Origin of the sequence: Neobacillus niacini (genome assembly GCF_046591715.1) — a bacterium.
Classification (GTDB): Bacteria; Bacillota; Bacilli; order Bacillales; family Cytobacillaceae; genus Neobacillus; species Neobacillus niacini_L.
The window spans coordinates 787,452-804,999 of record NZ_JAWVNQ010000001.1 but is presented as its reverse complement, the minus strand read 5'-3'; the positions used below and the strand labels follow the sequence as shown (position 1 = coordinate 804,999).

Below are 17,548 nucleotides of genomic sequence, written 5' to 3'. Positions count from 1 at the left end.
TTCATGTGTAATAAGTAATGAGTATTAAAAAGAATCTCGATATTGACCCGGGTTTACTCCAACCTGTTTCTTAAATAATTCCGAAAAATGACGATAGGTATGATACCCTACCTTTTCACTTACATCTGCAACTTTATATCCTTCACGTAAAAGTATTTTAGCCCGCTCCATTCGAAGCTTGGTTAAATATTTAATATAGGAAAGTTTCATTTCTTCCTTAAAAAGAAGACTAAAATAAGTAGGATTCATTCCAACATACTCTGCAACTTCCTGAAGTGTCAAATCATTTGAGAGATTCTTTTCTATATATTTAGCAGCTTTCTCGACCGCTTCATGCTTTTTATCATGTCGAATCTGAAGGAACCAGTCTATAATCATTTCCATTTGATCCTTAAGCCAGCTGAACATTTTCTCTTTTGTATTTAGCACCCTAATTTCTATATGAGGCAGGAAATTTCCTTGGTTCATGGTTGATACATCTTCCCCAGTTTCCTTCGCTACTTCCATTCCTAGATAGATCAGCTTTAGAATTTCTCGTTCTATTACATCGGGATTTAACCTTTGGGACTGGACTTTGTTAATAAATTCATTAAGCTGCCGGAATAGCCCTGATTTATCTCCTGTCCGCAAATAGAAAATAATCGCCTCTTCTTGTTCCGACAAATCACCAGGTATATTGGGATTTTCGCCAATTCCCTCAAATCTTGTCCATTCTCCCTGGTCCATAAACTGTCCATACCGTAATGCCTGCTGTGCTTCTTTATAACTTTTGGCTGCATCTGTAAGATTGGGATAGGTACGTCCAGACCCAACCGTGATTCCATGTTCACATGGCCAATATAATAATTCCTTTAAAAGCTCTGAGTGGTCTTCCTGAAAATGAAAAATAACAAGTAGATGTTCATCCCCATTTCGAAGATATAAAGAAAAGCAGGATGAAGTTTGACTTATAATATCTGGGATTTTTTCAGATAGGGCCAGAACCGTAACACCGACAATATCCTCTAGTCTGTCTCCATAACTACTCCGCCATCTGGGTAATGCCTCTTCACCTTGAAAAAGCAAGTCCATTGCAGCTTTTTCAAGGAGAACATTCCGACTATCCTCCAATGTTTCCTTTAGAGTAATAACTTTCTTTTGCTCTGTTATTTTTTCAAGTGTTCTCTTTAAAGTGTCCTCCATCATTGGAATCGTGATTGGCTTTTCTAGATAGTCTGATACTCCAAGCTTTAGAGCTTTTTTTACATATTGGAATTCATTAAATCCGCTAAATACGATACAAATAATTTCTGGTGTGGCACCTAGAATTTTCTCAACCACCTGCAGACCGTCCATTCCAGGCATTCGAATATCGGTAAAAACAATATCAGGTGAATGGGTTTCAACTAAATCGATGGCATCATACCCGTTTGTGGCAGTGCCAACCAATTCAATCCCGTATTTAGACCAATCAATCATCATTTGTAAGCCTTGAAGGACAATGTATTCATCATCAAAAATAACTGCCTTTAACACTGCTTTTCCCCCCTAGCTTCCCGAAATCTGATCTCAATACAAGTTCCTTCGTTCACCTTACTTGTTAAGGAAAGCGTACTATCCTGTCCATATAATAACTTAAGTCTTTCTCGAACATTTTTAAGTCCATAACCGCTCTCTGTAGCATTGAGATCCTCAATTCCAACTCCATCATCACATATGGTGAAAATAATCCATTCTCCTTCAATTTTCCCTTTCAGCTCTATGGTGCCTGTACCGCACTTTGGCTCTAATCCATGATAAATAGCATTTTCCACAAACGGCTGCAGCAGCAATTTAAGGATTGGTTTGTCCAGTAATAATGGATCAACATCCTCGATATACTGAAAACGGTTTTGATATCGAAAATTTTGAATGGTCAAGTAGTGATGAATATGCTCCAATTCTTTGGAGATTGGGATCAAATCTTCACCTTTATTTAAACTCAATTTAAAGGTTTCCGATAAAGCGACTGCAATCTCTGCAATATCCTGGTTCTTCTGCAGGATTGCCATCCAATAAATGGAATCCAGGGTATTGTATAAAAAGTGCGGTTTTATTTGGGCCTGCAGTGCCCGAAGTTCCGCTTCTCGCTCTTTTAACTGTGAATGAATCAGCCTTTCATTTAACTCCATATTCTCAACCGTAATCCTTTGGAAGGTTTCGCCGATGGCTCCAATTGTATCACTTTCGTTATTTCCTCCAGATCCCCAAAGTCCCTTAGCCCAGTCAATCGTCATCTTCTTTAATTGCACCCACGGCCGGGCAACTTTTCCAGAAAGAATGTAAGATATAAATAAAGCGATTATCGCAATCATAGCAGCTATACTGGCAGTTATGATTCCAATTTTATTTGACTGTTTTAAAAGATCCTTCTCTTTTGTAATATAGGCTAGCGTCCAGTTGGTTGTTTGATTGGTGTAGCTGCTGACTAGATACCCTTTATTTTTTAATGCTTCAAAACTGGATAAGGTATGTTTTCCTTCACTTATCTCTTCATTTAAGACAGAGGGATTACTAAATACTGTATTCCCTCCCTCTCTGGACGTATCAATTACAGCTATTACACTATCACTATCATCTTTTAGCACTCTTGAAAACATCGACTTTTTGATATTAACCACAAGTAAACCAATTTGCTTCGTATCAAAAATATTATGCGGATCGCGCAATAATTTAACAGAAGAAAACGTCGTATCATCCTCATCATTGGCGAGGACATTATAACTCAAGAAAATGGGCCTTCCTTGAGTACTAACACTACTCCTATACCATTCAGTTTTAGAAATATCACTGTATATTTTGCTAGTATGGTACTTGCCGATACTCTTATCATTCCCGTAGCACACAGGGCGAAAATAAACGTCAAATAAACAAACCGAATCGATGTCCTGAGTATCAATAAAATAGCTGGATATCAAATCCTGCATTCGTTTCGTTGTGTTCTCGTCTAATACATTTTTCCCTACTTCTGAAAATGCCGCGCTGTCAACCAATTCTTCACGAACGCTATTGCTCCATGAAATGACACGCTCCATATTAATAATATTTCTAAATAATAAATCCGTAACTTCACTAGAAGTCCGAAGGTTATTACCTGTCGTTTCCAGCTGATTTTGAACAAGAGTATTTTTTGCTATATTAAAAGAAATAAAGCCTAGCAATAAAAGTGGTAAAATGGAAAGACAGATCATGATAAAAAAGTACTTATATCTAATTTTGTCATCGCGGAGGTGATTTCTGACTCTTCTGATTATTAATCGCATGATCGACATCCTTATTCTTTTAATATAGTTATCATAAACCGAATTAATAAGTATTACTATATGAAAATAAAAGAAGTACAGCCCCTGCAAAAAAGCAAGGGCTGAAGAATTAGCATACTGCTTGAACATTTTTACAGATTGTATTTCCTTATTAGATAAGTCGGTGTGCAACTCCACGCATGACAATAGCTGTTAATTAAATGGCTGCCATAAGGAGAGAAGTCTTTATTTTGTGGATTATATAGTTCCCAGAACGTATCCGCTCCATCTTGGATCATCCCACCCCAGTAGTTTTTCATTTGTGAAATTGCAAGCTCTTTCTCTCCTGCAACGATAAGTGCTTCAACAAGATGATGGTACATATATGGAGTAGCAATTCCAACCTCAGGCATTTCTTTTAATAGCCGGTTTATAAGGTTTCGGCTCTCTTCCTTCGTCAAGATGTCTGCAAGTACCATCCAAATTTGACTTGCCCAAGAGACTTGACGGCCATTGCCGCTTATAAAGAATTGCAAAGTATCATCCCATAAATGTGTTTTTGCGGCCTCAACTATTTCTGGTAAACAGTCTGCCAATCTATCTGTCTCAGGTGCGTTTAATTCTTTTCCAAGTCGAATTGCCTGTTTCAAAGAATAAATTAAAACAGCTTGTGATGGAGTTTGTTTGTTTAACCCTTCCTGCCAATCGATAAATGACCACCAATCCGCAGAATCTCTTACAATATGATGCTCATCTAATCGTTCAAGTCCAAGTTCAATTTGGCGATAGGCTGTTGGCCATAGCTCCTTTAAAGTCTCTAAATCGCTTGTTGAAAAATAGTAATCATGTAATGTTGAAACAAAGAATAGGGAGTAATCGAATAGATAGGTATCATCTGCAATCAATGTTGGTGCAACAAATATATTTGCTGCAACCCTTCCTTTTGCATCCGGAACACCAGCAAATAAGTAAAGACAGCGCTTGACTAAATCATAATTTTTGAATGTTTCATAGTTTGCTAATGCTTGCAGACGTAAGTCGCCGATCCAGAGTCTGCGATCTCGTTTCGGCCCGTCTTCAAATACATCCTGCATGCAATCACCCAGTGTTTTAATGCTAATCTCGTCCATTTTCTGAAGGAGTTCATCTTGGTGGGAATTCGGCTGCACATTTTTAGGATTTGCAGAGGTCACTGCTCTACATTCAATATTCTCAAAGACAACACGATATTTTGGCGATGTATCCATTACCTCAAATTTTACGTACCTAAAGCTGTATCTGCGGGATAAATGAATCACAGCTGGCAGTATATCAACAAAAATAGTTTCTTCTTGAAGCCAAGAGCTGCTGAGCCAGCCCTCGTAATTTTCAAAAGGTTCTGCCATTTCCACTGGCATTTCACCAAATGTCAGCTTCAGTTTTAGCGGTGCATCTGGCGGACTGCCCACTGGCCTTATATTTAAAGAGAGATAACCTACTTGGTGGTCGCCAAAATCAAGAATAAATGAATCCTTTTTACCATAATCATTCTCTGGCAGTGTGGATGCCTTGGCCGTATTCTCTGCCCTCCAGCCATGAATCACATCTTTGTCAATTTTTATTTCAACAAAAGCAGTTGGCTTCACAATAGATTCGTAAAGCCGCGGTTTTAGTTTTTCAGCTTGTTCGATAAATGGCTCATTTCTTACAATCACATGATTCTCTAATTTTTGAATGCTCATATCAAGGACTCCAGCTTCATTAGTTTAGCCATAGTTTAAGTCAAATAAAAAAAGATTGAAAGCGCTATTTTTTTGGATTGTGTCTTCTTTTTTTAGGTAAAGACCAAAGGGACGTTTCCCTGGCACTTTTGTGCCCAAGAGAACCGTCCCTCTGGTCTTTCCCTCTTGTCTTTTCTAATTATTTCTGGATTGATACACCCTGTTCACCAATTACGACTCTTTCATTTTCCCCCAAATTGGTAAAGATGACTGGTGTGATAATTGAAGGTACTTTGTCCTTGATGGATTCAAAGTCAGCTTCAAGCAGTTTTTGACCCTTTTTTACACTTTGTCCGTCATTCACAAACGCTGTAAATCCTTCTCCATTAAGTGAAACTGTCTCAAGACCAACATGAATTAGAATTTCCCTTCCATCGTGAGACTTGACACTTACTGCATGTTTTGTCGGAAATACACTTATTACTTCGCCATCAACAGGAGAAACAACCGTACCGTTTGTTGGTTTGACCGCGAATCCATCGCCAATCATCTTCTGGGAAAACACTGGATCTGGAACAACCTCAAGAGGTACGATCTCCCCTTCTAATGGCTGCAATATCGCAGTATCACTTTCAACCTTTTTACTTTTGAATAAATTTTTAAACATATAATAGGACCGCCTTTTTTTGAATTAAATGGATAACTTATCAGGTAGAAACCATTTTATCACTATATTATTTTCTCCTATTGTTCTAACTTTATCAAAACATAAGCATATTCTATTCATTACAAAAATAAAAACCCCGGCCACCTGAGCGGAGTTAAACTAGAAATTAAGCCATTTTACTGAATGCGGTGCTTAAGTTTTTTAATGTATATAATCTAGCACTTAAAATAAACAATTCATGATCGTTATTTTTCACATATTCATCAATAATTGTAATTCCTTGTTGGAATTGATCAACTAAATACGAAGTGTACTTACCATCCCAGTCGAATTGATTTATTCTTATCAGTTCATCCGCTAAGATTTGGAACCTAAACTCTTCAATCCAAAGTTTAACCTGAAATAATTTGTCTGTATCAATTCGAAAGTTATTTTTATTTTTCTGATGTTGGATAAATTTTATAAATTCTTTGATATTTTCAGCCAATGCCCATGCTTTTTGCCTTTCAAAATTCATACACCCATCTCCTTTTTCCTAACATCTCTAAGAAAGTTTATGTAATAGGCGGGTGTTATGATACAAACAAAATTTATCCTTGGACCCCTGATTATCATGTTAACAAAAACCTCAAATTTCGCCTTTATAGACGATTTTCAGCCGTGAGAGCTCATTTTGAATAAATAACATCCTGTAGCTTTCCACATGCTCACTAATTAGGTCATATACACATTATTTCCCTTTTTTCCCTTGAAATCGATTTCTCACATGTTAGTATAAGGTCATTGAAAAAAAACAAGAACAACAATACGAACGTATGGGAGAGATTGCATGTTAGGAAAAAAGAAAATTGCATTTTTAGGTGCTGGATCAATGGCAGAGGCTATGATTTCTGGTATCGTTCAATCTAAGAAACTGCCAGCAAAAAATATTATCGTTACCAACCGGAGCAACAACCACCGATTAAAAGAATTGCAGAGGAAATACGGAATCACTGGGGTAAAACGAGATAACCTTGACTTAATAAACGTTGATATAATCGTCCTCGCTATGAAACCAAAAGATGCAGAAACCTCTTTACAATCATTTTCCGATTCTCTAAAACCAAATCAATTAATTCTGTCAGTATTAGCTGGGATATCCACATCATTTATTGAAAAAAAAGTACCATTTGGTCAACAAGTCATTCGAGTCATGCCAAATACTTCTAGCATGATTGGGGAATCTGCTACAGCAATATCACCTGGGAACCATACCTCTGTACAAAACATTTCACTCGTTCAAGAGCTTTTGCAATCTATTGGCGAAGTCTATGAGATTCCTGAAGAAAAAATGGATATCTTTACAGGGATTGCCGGAAGTGGACCAGCGTATTTCTATTATCTAATGGAACAAATGGAGAAGGAAGCCCAAAAAAGCGGGTTGAATTCACTGATTATTCGGAAAATCATTGCTCAAACGGTTGTTGGCGCAGCAAAAATGATCCAAGAACAAGATACATCACCTGAGGTCTTAAGAGAGAATGTAACATCTCCAAACGGAACAACAGCTGCAGGCTTAGAGGCATTGAAAGGGAACGGCGGTGGTAAAGCAATTACTGAAGCGATTAAACACGCAGCCAAAAGATCAAAGGAAATTAGCCTGCAGCTAGAAAAAAACGCGTTAGGTACGGGAGTGATTGGATGATTCTAACACAAAAGTCACAAAGGGTCGTAATTAAAATTGGCAGCAGCTCTTTAACAAGCCGCCAAGGTGAAATTAGCCGTAGAAAAATTGAAAAGCTGGCAAATGAAATTGTTTATCTGAAGGATTTGGGACATGAAGTGGTTCTCGTTTCATCAGGTGCTGTGGCTGCTGGATACCGAAGGCTTGGCTGTCTGGAGCGCCCCAGCACACTGCCGGAAAAACAAGCTGCCGCCTCCATTGGCCAAGGATTATTGATGGAATCCTACTCAGAGCTTTTTTTATCCCACGGTTATGTTGCAGCACAAATCTTAATCACTAAAAGTGACTTCTTGGACGAAGACCGTTATAAAAATGTACGAAATACCTTAAACGTTTTGTTAGAAAGAGGCATGATTCCGATTGTGAACGAGAACGACACCGTGACAAACGATCGGTTAAACTTTGGCGACAATGATACGCTCTCAGCAAAGGTGGCTGGTTTGATAGACGCAGATCAGCTAGTGATATTAACCGATATAGACGGTTTATACAGTGAGGATCCTACAAAAAATACCAACGCAAGTCTATTAGAAAATGTAACCGAAATTACACCTGAAATCGAAGCTGCTGCAGTTGGCTCTGGTTCGAAGGTTGGAACCGGTGGGATGAAATCCAAAATCGAGGCTGTAAAGATTGCCATGGCCACTGGAATATCTACTTTTCTCGGTAATGCTGCCCGTAAAAATATAATCATTGATGGCATAGCCGGTAAAGCCAAAGGTACTTATTTTAAAAGTAAAAAAACATCAGCCTATTTAAACCATAAGGAAAGATGGATAGCTTTTAACTCTGTGCCATAGGAAAAAATTTAGGATATAAGAATCATTATTATAGAGGAGGATTTGATGCATTTATTAAATGAACAAATGATGACGGTAGAAGCACAGGCCATCCAAGCGAAAAACGCTGGGAAACATTTAAGGCTATTAACAGCAGAAGATAAAAACAATGCACTTATTATATTAGCCAACACTTTAGAAGTGGAATTTGCATTCATCTTAAAGGCTAACGAAAAGGACTTACAGGCAGGACATAAAAAAGGTTTTACTGAAGCCTTTATGGATCGTTTAGCATTAACGAGAGAAAGAATTTTTGATTTTGCAGATGGTTTGCGACAAGTTGCAGCGCTAGAAGATCCTGTAGGAAAGATCCTTTTGAATAAAAGTCTAGATAATGGGCTAAATGTATCAAAGGTTTCCGTTCCAATAGGTGTAATTGGAATGATCTATGAAGCCAGACCAAATGTAACCGTTGATGCCACAGGACTGGCATTAAAGTCTGGTAACGCCATAATTCTGAAAGGCGGTTCATCTGCGATTCATTCAAATCAAGCCATTGTTGATGTCATGCAGCGCGCTCTAATCCATACAAAAATTCCAAAGGATGCAGTTCAATTTATCAATAGTACAAACCGAGAAGTCTCACAGAAGCTGTTTACTATGAGAGAGCATATCGATGTCTTAATTCCCCGAGGCGGCGGTTCTTTAATCAATGAAGTAGTTTCAAATGCAAGTGTTCCTGTACTTGAGACTGGAGTGGGTAATTGTCACCTTTATATTGATTCTGAGGCAGATGTTGAAATGGCATTACGTATTCTTGTGAATGCAAAAACGGATCGACCAGCAGTATGTAATGCTGTTGAAACAGTGCTGGTTCATCATGATTGGCTAAAACAACATAAATTCGACCTTATTAATACATTATCTGCTCATTCCATCATTGTGCATGGTGACGAGAAGATTGTTTCGGAAATTCCTAATGCTTCACTTGCAAATGAAGAGGACTGGGTAAGTGAATACTTAAGTTTACACCTTGCTATGAAGGTTGTTCAACATGTGAACGAAGCAATAGATCATATTGAGCGTTACGGAACAAAGCATTCTGAAGCGATAATCACGGATAATAAGGAAACTGCTGAATATTTTATGCAGCGTGTAGACGCAGCTGCATTGTACCATAATGCATCCACTCGATTTACCGATGGCGGGGCTTTAGGTTTTGGTGCGGAGATTGGAATCTCTACACAAAAACTGCATGCTCGCGGCCCCATGGGGTTAGAAGCTTTAACAACCGTTAAATATGTTATGAGTGGAAATGGGCAAATACGATAAAAATTGAGTAATAGTTTTTTACTAGACAATTTGAAAGGTGGTGATATTTCATGGAACACGCTATTACAGATGCAACTTGGGCATGGCTTATGGTCCCAATGCTATCACTAATTGTACTATCCGTTGTTACCTATTTTACTGAAAAAGGAGAGGGTTAGATGACTATTAACGTACCTACGTTAATTTCCATTATTATTTATTTAGTTGGTATGTTGTTTATTGGAATTATTGCAGCAAGAATGACGAAAGATTTGAATGATTATGTACTTGGCGGCAGGCGGCTGGGTGCAGGAGTTGCAGCATTAAGTGCTGGTGCTTCAGATATGAGCGGCTGGTTAATGCTCGGACTCCCTGGAGCCATGTATGTCGGTGGAATGAGTGAGATATGGTTACCTATCGGATTAGCAGTTGGTGCTTATCTCAATTGGCAATTTGTCGCGAAACCATTACGTGTTTACACAGAGGTGTCAAGAGATTCAATAACGGTTCCTGACTTCTTTGAAAATCGTTTCCGTGACCAATCTAAAATTCTTCGAGTCGTTTCTGCCATAGTTATTCTCGTATTCTTTACTTTTTATACTTCTTCTAGTCTTGTCGGCGGGGCAATTTTACTAGAGAATTCATTTGGAATGGATTATAAATTGGCCTTGTGGGTTGGAGCAGCTGTTATTCTCTCCTATACTCTTTTCGGAGGATTCCTAGCAGCAAGCTGGACAGATTTCATTCAAGGTATTTTGATGTTTTTAGCTTTAATTATTGTACCTATCGTGGCAATATTTGAGCTTGGAGGCTGGAATGAAACTGTTCAAAAAATTGGAGCAATCGATCCAACACATCTAGATGTATATTCTGGTGCAACTGTAATAGGTGTTATTTCATTATTAGCATGGGGACTCGGCTACTTTGGCCAGCCGCACATACTTGTACGATTTATGGGATTAAAATCAACTAAAGACGTTCCAAAAGCCCGTTTAATTGGAATGGTTTGGATGATTCTTTCCTTATTCGGTGCAGTTTTTGTTGGATTTGCAGGTATAGCCTACTTTATAGATTCACCACTTCAAAACGCTGAAACAGTCTTTATCATGTTTTCACAGGTTTTATTTAATCCATGGGTAGCTGGATTTTTACTCGCAGCCATTCTCTCAGCAATCATGAGTACTGTGGACTCACAATTACTCGTTTCTTCTAGTGCATTAGCGAATGATTTTTACAAATCACTTTTCAGAAGAAATGCTTCTAAAAAAGAAGAAATGATTGTTGGCAGAATTGCTGTTCTAGGAATTGCGATTATAGCGATTCTTCTAGGATACGATCCTGAAAGTAAGGTCCTGGAACTTGTCAGTTATGCCTGGGCTGGATTTGGTGCAGCATTTGGACCTGTTATTATTTTAAGTCTCTTCTGGAAGCGGATGACAAGGAATGGCGCACTTGCCGGGATTGTTGTCGGTGCTGTTACCGTAATTGTCTGGTCATCACTTAAAGGCGGATTATTCGATCTCTATGAATTAGCACCTGGGTTCTTATTCAGTATTCTTGCGATTATTATTATAAGTCTAACTGACAAAGCCCCTTCTAACGAGGTCCAAGCAGAATTTAGGAAATATCGTTCGGAGTTAGAAAAAGCTTAGTCTTAGGGAAACCCCTTGAATACTACATTCAGGGGGTTTTGGATTAATTAAATTTCTTTGCTATTTTAGAATGGGTAACCTCAATTTTACCTGGTAAAACAAAGAGATACTCAATTATATTTTCCAGTAAATCAACTAATAATGAGGTGGTTTCATAATCCATTTCCGTTTCTAATTCAAGCATCCTATTTAAGGACCCCTCTGTTGCAAGCAATTGGCTAAGCGATTGTATCGGTTTCGCTAAGTCCACATGATTAGGGAGGATTTCGAGTTGCTGCGATAAAGGCTGGCCCTTACTTTTTTCTTTAAGAAAGTGCTTCAGGATACTTTCAATGACACGTTTAGACATAACGGCAGTAGCTGAATTTTCTCTAGTTTGATGGACATTAATGGCTGAGCGATAAGCCCGGATTAGATCTTTAGGTATATTAGGCAGACTTTCGATATGATTTATGAGATGTTTTGATGCTTGGACATCATAAATATAGGTGTCTGCGTGGTCTCCTTCATCGTGACCATCCTTCGTCATGATAATAAAAACGGTAGATTTTTTACATGCAGGACAACTAGACTCCGTCAACAATCCATTCTTACTGCTTTGAAAGTTAGCGTTAATGACAAACTCAGCAGTACTTCTACACTCGGGACATTCACTTTGTATGCTCTTTGGTATTTTAACATTCCCATATCTTATGTAAGAATTGACGGAGCCAGGATTAATTCTTCTCATACGTTATCCTCCTGATTATTCCACTTTTGTATAATACAATCTCCTGATTTGGATAAAATTATTACATCTCTTACCGATAGTTTTCCCTTAAAAAGAAAAATATCATATGCTCAAAATTATTTTATTCAAATTAAATACGAAGTTTTTGATTGTTTGCCTAGGACAAGCATAGAATGAAATATCTTATCTTTTATTCGAAAGGGATTATTCTGACATGACTTTTAATAGGCTGAAGGTAACTGCTTCACTGTATGCGTTAATGTCAATTAGTTTTTGGGGAGTTTCATTTGTATCGACCAAGGCTGTGCTGGGAAAGCTGGATCCCTTTTCGTTACTAGTCATCCGTTTTGGTATTGGGTCCTTATTTCTATTGTTTCTTTTAATCCTGCAGCGTCAACGTCTTCATATCTCTCTTCAATATGTTCCCCATTTAATGATATTAGGGATATTAGGGGTATTTATTCATCAGGTCCTGCAGGCAACGGCATTGTTAACCATTAACGCTTCTGCGGCTGGTTGGCTGATCTCTTTCTCGCCGGTCTTTACGGTCATCCTATCTATACTATTTTTGCATGAAAGGATGAACCTTACAAAGGCTGCTGGGATGGTACTTGCGATAATTGGTGTTCTTATCATTACCGCGGCAAGAAGTGGACAAACCATTCAAATCGCCATGAATATCGGCTTTTTGCTGATGATCCTCAGTACATTAAATTGGGCAGTTTATTCTGTACTTTTAAAAAGGCTAAAAATTCCTTATCCTCCACTCGTAGTAACATTTTATATGTGTTTAACAGGTTTAATTTTAACTGCCCCATTTCTAATTCGAAACAGAGGATGGGAGAGCCTTAGCTTACTGGACCATTCAGAATGGGCCCATTTAATGTTCCTTGGTGTCTTCGTATCAGGAATTGCCTATTGGTATTGGGGAAAAGCGCTTGAAGTTTTAGAAGCATCAAAAGTTTCCATGTTTTTATATTTGGAGCCTATTGCAACTTTAATAGCTGCTGTTTTACTCCTGCAGGAAAAGGTTTTATTCATAAGTATTATAGGAGGAATCATAATTATTATAGGAGTGATTATTGTGAATGGTCAGTTCATACCTATGTTGTTACGCTTCTTAAAGAAATGACGGCTATAGGAGGAGACGCTTTATGACTTTGACAGCCAAAATTAAGAATGTTTTAGATTCATTAATAAGCCCATCTAAAGCCGACCTGAAGGATGCCTTGTTACAAATTGATATGAAACTTGAAGATCTTGCACAATTGCAAGAACCAACGGAAGGAAAGCCTTACAACCGAAAGCTTCTATATAAAAATGATGAAGTCGAGCTGCTTGTGATGAATTGGTCTCAGTTAGAGTGTGCCCCTCATGACCATGGCCATTCACACGGCTGGATACAAGTGATAACCGGTACTTCCCTAAATTCTGTTTATGAAGTGAAAGGTAATAGCTTACCCAAAGAGTTGTTTTATCAGTATCACCATAAAGGTCAATTATTTTATGCACCAAAAAAGGCTGTCCATAAAATGAAAGCCTCAAATAATACAGATATGGTAACCCTCCATCTTTATTCCCCGCCCATTACCGGAATGGTGGTCTATGACTTAAAGAAATGTGCAGCCTGCGTTGTATCAGATGATTGCGGTGCATGGTGGCCCGATGAACAATATCAGAAGCTTAAAGAGATAAAATTAAGTAAGAAGTAAAAACAAAAGAGACCTATGGGAGGTCTCTTTGTGTTTTCGTATCAATTATCTAAAAGATCTAGAATCACTGTAACTTTAAAAAGGTCAGCATCCACATCAATATCTAATGTACCTCCATGTAGATCAATAATCGACTTTGCAATCGCGAGACCTAAACCTGAACCATCGGTATGACGTGATTCATCCCCACGTTTGAACCTCTCAAATAATTCATCAATATTCTCACTTAACTCATATTTCGAGATATTCTTAAAAGTAATCCTAACTTGATGATTTTCCTCTTTAATATCAATATAGGCTCTTGTGTGATCCAAAGAATATTTGACAACGTTTCCGATGATATTATCAAAAACCCTCCAAAGCTTTTGTCCATCCACCAAGGCATATACAGGGTGCTCTGGATTTGACACCCGAAATTGGATTTTTGATTCCTCCGCTGTTTCGTTATACTCAGCTAGTGATTGCTGCAATAATTGAACAATGTCCACTTTGGCTTTCGTTAGTTCAACCGCACCACTAGCCATCTTGGAGGCTTCAAAAAGATCATCTATTAACACCTTTAGCCGCTTAGACTTGCGATCAATGATTTCAATATACGTATTTCTCTCTTCCTCTGTTAACTCAGGATTTTTTAGGAGGTCCGAATACGTAATAATGGAGGTTAAAGGTGTGCGCAGGTCATGACTGACATTTGTAATTAATTCAGTTTTTAGCCTTTCGCTTTTCGCTTGAGCATTTTGAGATGTTTTCACACCATGTTTCATTTGATTAATATCTTCAGCAAGCTGGGCAAATACAGATCTGCCAATGATATTGAGATCAGGTTTAAACTCACCCCTAGCCAATGCCGAGGCATTCGAAAGGATATGATTGAAGTAACCTGTTCTTTTAATAATTAGGATAATAAGCGGCAGCCCTATAAACAATATTGAGGGAATAAAAAGCGCTAAGAAGTCTTCATCCATAAAAATTAGTGCAGTTAAGACTCCAAAAGAAAAAACAAGCGTCAATAATAGGAAAACCTGTGTTCCCACTCTTCGATTAAGGAAAGCATTTCGAAATATGTTCACGATGCCCGCGAAGACATTTCTTGTCATTTTTAACACACGCCCGATTATCGTCTTTTGCCAAACTCCCTTGTCATCACGAATCGTTTTAAGTCTGTTATAGAGGTAGATGGCTAGGATCATTGTTACTCCAATCATTATCGTTAAAAATACAAGAGTAATGATAATATCATCTGCATCAATATTATAGTAGATATTAGATGTGCTATCTATTAATGCCACAGAAGCAATGACAGATATCCCTTGTAAAATTAATGCAACATCAAAAGGAATAGCGTTATATTTACTCTGCCATTTACTTGGTGCAATATTTTGGAGAACTGATATTCTCCTTCCTATTATTCCACTTGCTGCTAGTGCAAGTACCCCGGCAATTGTATAAATCCAATAGACTATTTTTTGAGTATCATAATTATGATAATTCTGCATGATCATGTTGGTTACAGGAGCATCTTTGGAAACTCCTATTTTCCCTTCATACCGATCGTTGTAGTCGATGGAGTCTGTATCGGTCAAGTCCTCAAATCCGATAAATAATGGTCCTGCATCAAATAGAAGATAACCATTTTCTTTGGCAGGAAAACTCTGAAGAAAATACGTATTTTCTTCATTTATATATAGGTCAGCTGATTTTTTATTATCTGTTTTTAGATTGGTGTATATATGACCTGTTTCTTTATTCTTTAAATAATAAACAAATACTTCTTGGTAATTCTCATATTCCTGCCGATAACTTTCTAGTTCTTTAAAATACTTATCTATATTTTCTTCTTTTTCTTTTATGATACTCTTTTTGACATTTTCATCACTTTCAAAGTTCTTTGTGATTTCCTCTATTTTTTGATCGCGTTCCTTGATATAGATATCTGCAATCTTATTGTTTTTATTTGCTTTTGCTTCATTTATCCTAGGTTGATACTGCATTTCTATGTCACTAATTTGTTCAGTTAAATTACCGTATTGGTCCCTATAATGCTCTATTTCATCCTTTGATACTGTAATAGCCTCTTTCCAATCTTCTTTTGTTTGATAGGTAATTTCAAATGCAAAGATATATTGAGTTAATTGATCTAGTTCATACTGGAATTGTGTTGTTTTAAAGTAACTTCGCTGATAATAGTCATTGTCATTTATTAATGCGGATATAACACCACTGACTCCAAACGCAAACAATACAAGCCATCCAATAATTTTCATTCTATTTTTCCATTTTGTATCCAATACCCCACACCACCTTCAAAAACCTCGGGTTTTTCGGGTCAATTTCAATCTTTTCCCGAATTTTACGAATATGCACTGCAACTGTGTTTTCCGCATTGTAGCAAGGTTCTTTCCATACCCTTTCGTATATTTCGGATATTGAGAACACACGGCCAGCATTGATCATTAGCAATTCTACAATTTTATATTCAATCGGCGTTAATTTCACCCGCTCTCCATTTACAGCTACTTCCTTTGCTTCCTGATCAATCGTAAGACCATTTAAATCAATGTTCTTATATTTCTTATCAAACTGACCTAAAGTCACGTACCTTCTAAGCTGGGATTTTACCCTTGCAATAAGTTCCAAAGGATTAAAAGGTTTTGTCACGTAATCATCTGCACCAACCTGCAAGCCTAATATCTTATCGGTATCTTCACTTTTTGCACTTAATATAATGATCGGAATATTCTTTTGTTCACGTATTTTAAATGTCGCAGAAATTCCATCCATGCGCGGCATCATAATATCCAGTAGAATTAAATGCACATCTTGTTCATTTAAAATTTCAATTGCTTCAATGCCATCCTGTGCTTTAAATACGATAAGACCTTCATTTTTTAAATAGATTTCGATTCCATCACGGATTTCTTTATCATCATCTACAACCAATACATTATATTGATTCATTAGAAGCTGCCCCTCCTCTCGAATATCACAGTTCATGTGTTATGAATGAATCTAGTATAATCAATATTTCTTAAGTTTAAAGTAGGAGAAAAATGAAGATTTTCTTAAGATTTTAAAAGTGCATTTAATATACCATCCCTATTATGCCAGAGAGTCAAGCTAATAAGCGAATTGGTGAATTATGTTATCATTAAGATAAGGAATGATCACAACCTGATTATAATATAGGGGGAATAAAAATTGGTTCTTCAAATAGAAAATCTATTTTTGAGACGGGGAGAAAAGTGGATTTTGCGGGATATGAATTGGAAGATTAAAAAAGGAGAAAACTGGATATTATTTGGATTGAATGGAGCTGGGAAAACCTCTCTTTTAAACTTATTGAATGCATACACCTTCCCGACAAAGGGCAATGTGAATGTTTTGGGTATGGAATTTGGAAAAACGTATCTTGCTGAACGCCTGCGGAAACAAATTGGGTTTGTTTCCTCATCACTTCAGCAAAAATTCCACCAGGGTGATAGTGCATACGAAGTTGTTTTAAGCGGTGCATTTGCTTCCATAGGTCTTTACGAGACACCCACGGATGAGATAAGAAATAAGGCAAAAACGTTACTCCACAACCTAGGATGCATCGATTATGCTAATAGAAATTACGAAACACTCTCCCAAGGAGAAAAACAACGCGTGCTGATTGCCCGTGCATTAATGACAGATCCCCCATTACTAATTCTCGATGAGCCTACATATGGATTAGATTTTATTGCACGAGAAAAATTGTTAGATTCTATTGAAGAAATTGTGAAAAGCCCAAATGCACCCACGTTGATTTATGTCACCCATCATGTGGAAGAAATCCTGCCGGTCTTCAATAAAACATTACTACTGAAAGAGGGACAAGTTTTTGCCTCTGGTGACACAAATGAGTTGATTACAAGTGAATGTCTCTCCCAATTTTTCGAGCTTCCAGTCACTGTGATTTGGAACAACAACAGGCCGCTGCTCTCTAAAGCTCATTTGGTTGAAAAATGATACATGCAATAAAAATAGCCTGCT

General features: G+C 37.5%; 14 protein-coding genes and 1 pseudogene. 7 read left to right on the top strand and 8 right to left on the bottom strand.

All coding sequences use genetic code 11. From position 1 onward, the window contains the following. Positions 1-24: 24 nt before the first annotated feature. The 5 genes from SFC47_RS03980 to SFC47_RS03960 form a co-directional block, all read right to left on the bottom strand. The gene (locus tag SFC47_RS03980) at positions 25-1,515 is read right to left on the bottom strand and encodes a response regulator (protein WP_411252945.1); all 1,491 of its coding nucleotides are present in this window, start codon (positions 1,513-1,515) and stop codon (positions 25-27) included. Continuing rightward, positions 1,509-3,281 (bottom strand): sensor histidine kinase, encoded by a 1,773-nt coding sequence (locus tag SFC47_RS03975; protein WP_411252944.1) that lies wholly within the window; start codon positions 3,279-3,281, stop codon positions 1,509-1,511. Before SFC47_RS03975 ends, SFC47_RS03980 begins: the two co-directional genes overlap by 7 nt. Positions 3,282-3,412: 131 nt before the next feature. Then, on the bottom strand, positions 3,413-4,981 hold the full coding sequence (locus tag SFC47_RS03970) for an alpha-L-rhamnosidase-related protein (RefSeq protein WP_411252943.1): 1,569 nt from the start codon (positions 4,979-4,981) through the stop codon (positions 3,413-3,415). A gap of 178 nt (positions 4,982-5,159) precedes the next feature. Further along, the gene (locus tag SFC47_RS03965; RefSeq protein WP_411252942.1) at positions 5,160-5,627 is read right to left on the bottom strand and encodes a PTS sugar transporter subunit IIA; all 468 of its coding nucleotides are present in this window, start codon (positions 5,625-5,627) and stop codon (positions 5,160-5,162) included. 166 nt (positions 5,628-5,793) lie between these two features. Further along, on the bottom strand, positions 5,794-6,144 hold the full coding sequence (locus SFC47_RS03960) for a hypothetical protein (RefSeq protein WP_411252941.1): 351 nt from the start codon (positions 6,142-6,144) through the stop codon (positions 5,794-5,796). 312 nt (positions 6,145-6,456) lie between these two features. Here SFC47_RS03960 and proC point away from each other — a divergent pair, with 312 nt between their 5' ends. The 4 genes and pseudogenes from proC (at position 6,457) to putP (ending at position 11,092) form a co-directional block, all read left to right on the top strand. Then, entirely contained in the window at positions 6,457-7,311 is an 855-nt protein-coding gene (proC, locus tag SFC47_RS03955) for a pyrroline-5-carboxylate reductase (protein WP_411252940.1), read from the top strand. Further along, positions 7,308-8,147: pseudogene (gene proB / locus SFC47_RS03950) on the top strand (glutamate 5-kinase); the annotation flags it as partial. The gene proC and the pseudogene proB, both read left to right, overlap by 4 nt. Positions 8,148-8,195: 48 nt before the next feature. Then, on the top strand, positions 8,196-9,461 hold the full coding sequence (locus tag SFC47_RS03945) for a glutamate-5-semialdehyde dehydrogenase (protein WP_411252939.1): 1,266 nt from the start codon (positions 8,196-8,198) through the stop codon (positions 9,459-9,461). Positions 9,462-9,619: 158 nt separating this feature from the next. Then, a complete protein-coding gene (putP, locus tag SFC47_RS03940; RefSeq protein WP_411252938.1) occupies positions 9,620-11,092 on the top strand; it encodes a sodium/proline symporter PutP in 1,473 nt (490 codons plus the stop codon). 43 nt (positions 11,093-11,135) lie between these two features. On the opposite strand, the gene SFC47_RS03935 is transcribed toward putP, so the two are convergent. Beyond that, on the bottom strand, positions 11,136-11,822 hold the full coding sequence (locus tag SFC47_RS03935) for a hypothetical protein (protein WP_411252937.1): 687 nt from the start codon (positions 11,820-11,822) through the stop codon (positions 11,136-11,138). A gap of 214 nt (positions 11,823-12,036) precedes the next feature. On the opposite strand from SFC47_RS03935, the gene SFC47_RS03930 reads away from it, so the two are divergent. Together SFC47_RS03930 and SFC47_RS03925 are read left to right on the top strand one after the other, a co-directional pair. After that, positions 12,037-12,954, top strand: a complete 918-nt coding sequence (locus tag SFC47_RS03930; RefSeq protein WP_411252936.1) for a DMT family transporter — start codon at positions 12,037-12,039, stop codon at positions 12,952-12,954. A 22-nt stretch (positions 12,955-12,976) separates the two neighbouring features. Then, positions 12,977-13,534 (top strand): cysteine dioxygenase, encoded by a 558-nt coding sequence (locus SFC47_RS03925; protein WP_411252935.1) that lies wholly within the window; start codon positions 12,977-12,979, stop codon positions 13,532-13,534. Positions 13,535-13,575: 41 nt separating this feature from the next. On the opposite strand, the gene SFC47_RS03920 is transcribed toward SFC47_RS03925, so the two are convergent. Both SFC47_RS03920 and SFC47_RS03915 read right to left on the bottom strand, forming a co-directional pair. Beyond that, the gene (locus tag SFC47_RS03920) at positions 13,576-15,822 is read right to left on the bottom strand and encodes a sensor histidine kinase (RefSeq protein ID WP_411252934.1); all 2,247 of its coding nucleotides are present in this window, start codon (positions 15,820-15,822) and stop codon (positions 13,576-13,578) included. Beyond that, on the bottom strand, positions 15,800-16,492 hold the full coding sequence (locus tag SFC47_RS03915; protein WP_411252933.1) for a response regulator transcription factor: 693 nt from the start codon (positions 16,490-16,492) through the stop codon (positions 15,800-15,802). Before SFC47_RS03915 ends, SFC47_RS03920 begins: the two co-directional genes overlap by 23 nt. A gap of 240 nt (positions 16,493-16,732) precedes the next feature. On the opposite strand from SFC47_RS03915, the gene SFC47_RS03910 reads away from it, so the two are divergent. After that, positions 16,733-17,524 (top strand): ABC transporter ATP-binding protein, encoded by a 792-nt coding sequence (locus SFC47_RS03910; RefSeq protein WP_411252932.1) that lies wholly within the window; start codon positions 16,733-16,735, stop codon positions 17,522-17,524. Positions 17,525-17,548 lie beyond the last annotated feature (24 nt).

Excerpts from the sequence above, each read along its gene's own strand:
- SFC47_RS03925 (WP_411252935.1), top strand. The coding sequence starts at position 12,977 with ATGACTTTGACAGCCAAAATTAAGAATGTTTTAGATTCATTAATAAGC.
- SFC47_RS03970 (WP_411252943.1), bottom strand. The coding sequence starts at position 4,981 with ATGAGCATTCAAAAATTAGAGAATCATGTGATTGTAAGAAATGAGCCA.
- SFC47_RS03915 (WP_411252933.1), bottom strand. The coding sequence starts at position 16,492 with ATGAATCAATATAATGTATTGGTTGTAGATGATGATAAAGAAATCCGT.
- SFC47_RS03965 (WP_411252942.1), bottom strand. The coding sequence starts at position 5,627 with ATGTTTAAAAATTTATTCAAAAGTAAAAAGGTTGAAAGTGATACTGCG.
- SFC47_RS03945 (WP_411252939.1), top strand. The coding sequence starts at position 8,196 with ATGCATTTATTAAATGAACAAATGATGACGGTAGAAGCACAGGCCATC.
- SFC47_RS03930 (WP_411252936.1), top strand. The coding sequence starts at position 12,037 with ATGACTTTTAATAGGCTGAAGGTAACTGCTTCACTGTATGCGTTAATG.
- SFC47_RS03975 (WP_411252944.1), bottom strand. The coding sequence starts at position 3,281 with ATGCGATTAATAATCAGAAGAGTCAGAAATCACCTCCGCGATGACAAA.
- putP (WP_411252938.1), top strand. The coding sequence starts at position 9,620 with ATGACTATTAACGTACCTACGTTAATTTCCATTATTATTTATTTAGTT.
- SFC47_RS03960 (WP_411252941.1), bottom strand. The coding sequence starts at position 6,144 with ATGAATTTTGAAAGGCAAAAAGCATGGGCATTGGCTGAAAATATCAAA.
- proC (WP_411252940.1), top strand. The coding sequence starts at position 6,457 with ATGTTAGGAAAAAAGAAAATTGCATTTTTAGGTGCTGGATCAATGGCA.
- SFC47_RS03935 (WP_411252937.1), bottom strand. The coding sequence starts at position 11,822 with ATGAGAAGAATTAATCCTGGCTCCGTCAATTCTTACATAAGATATGGG.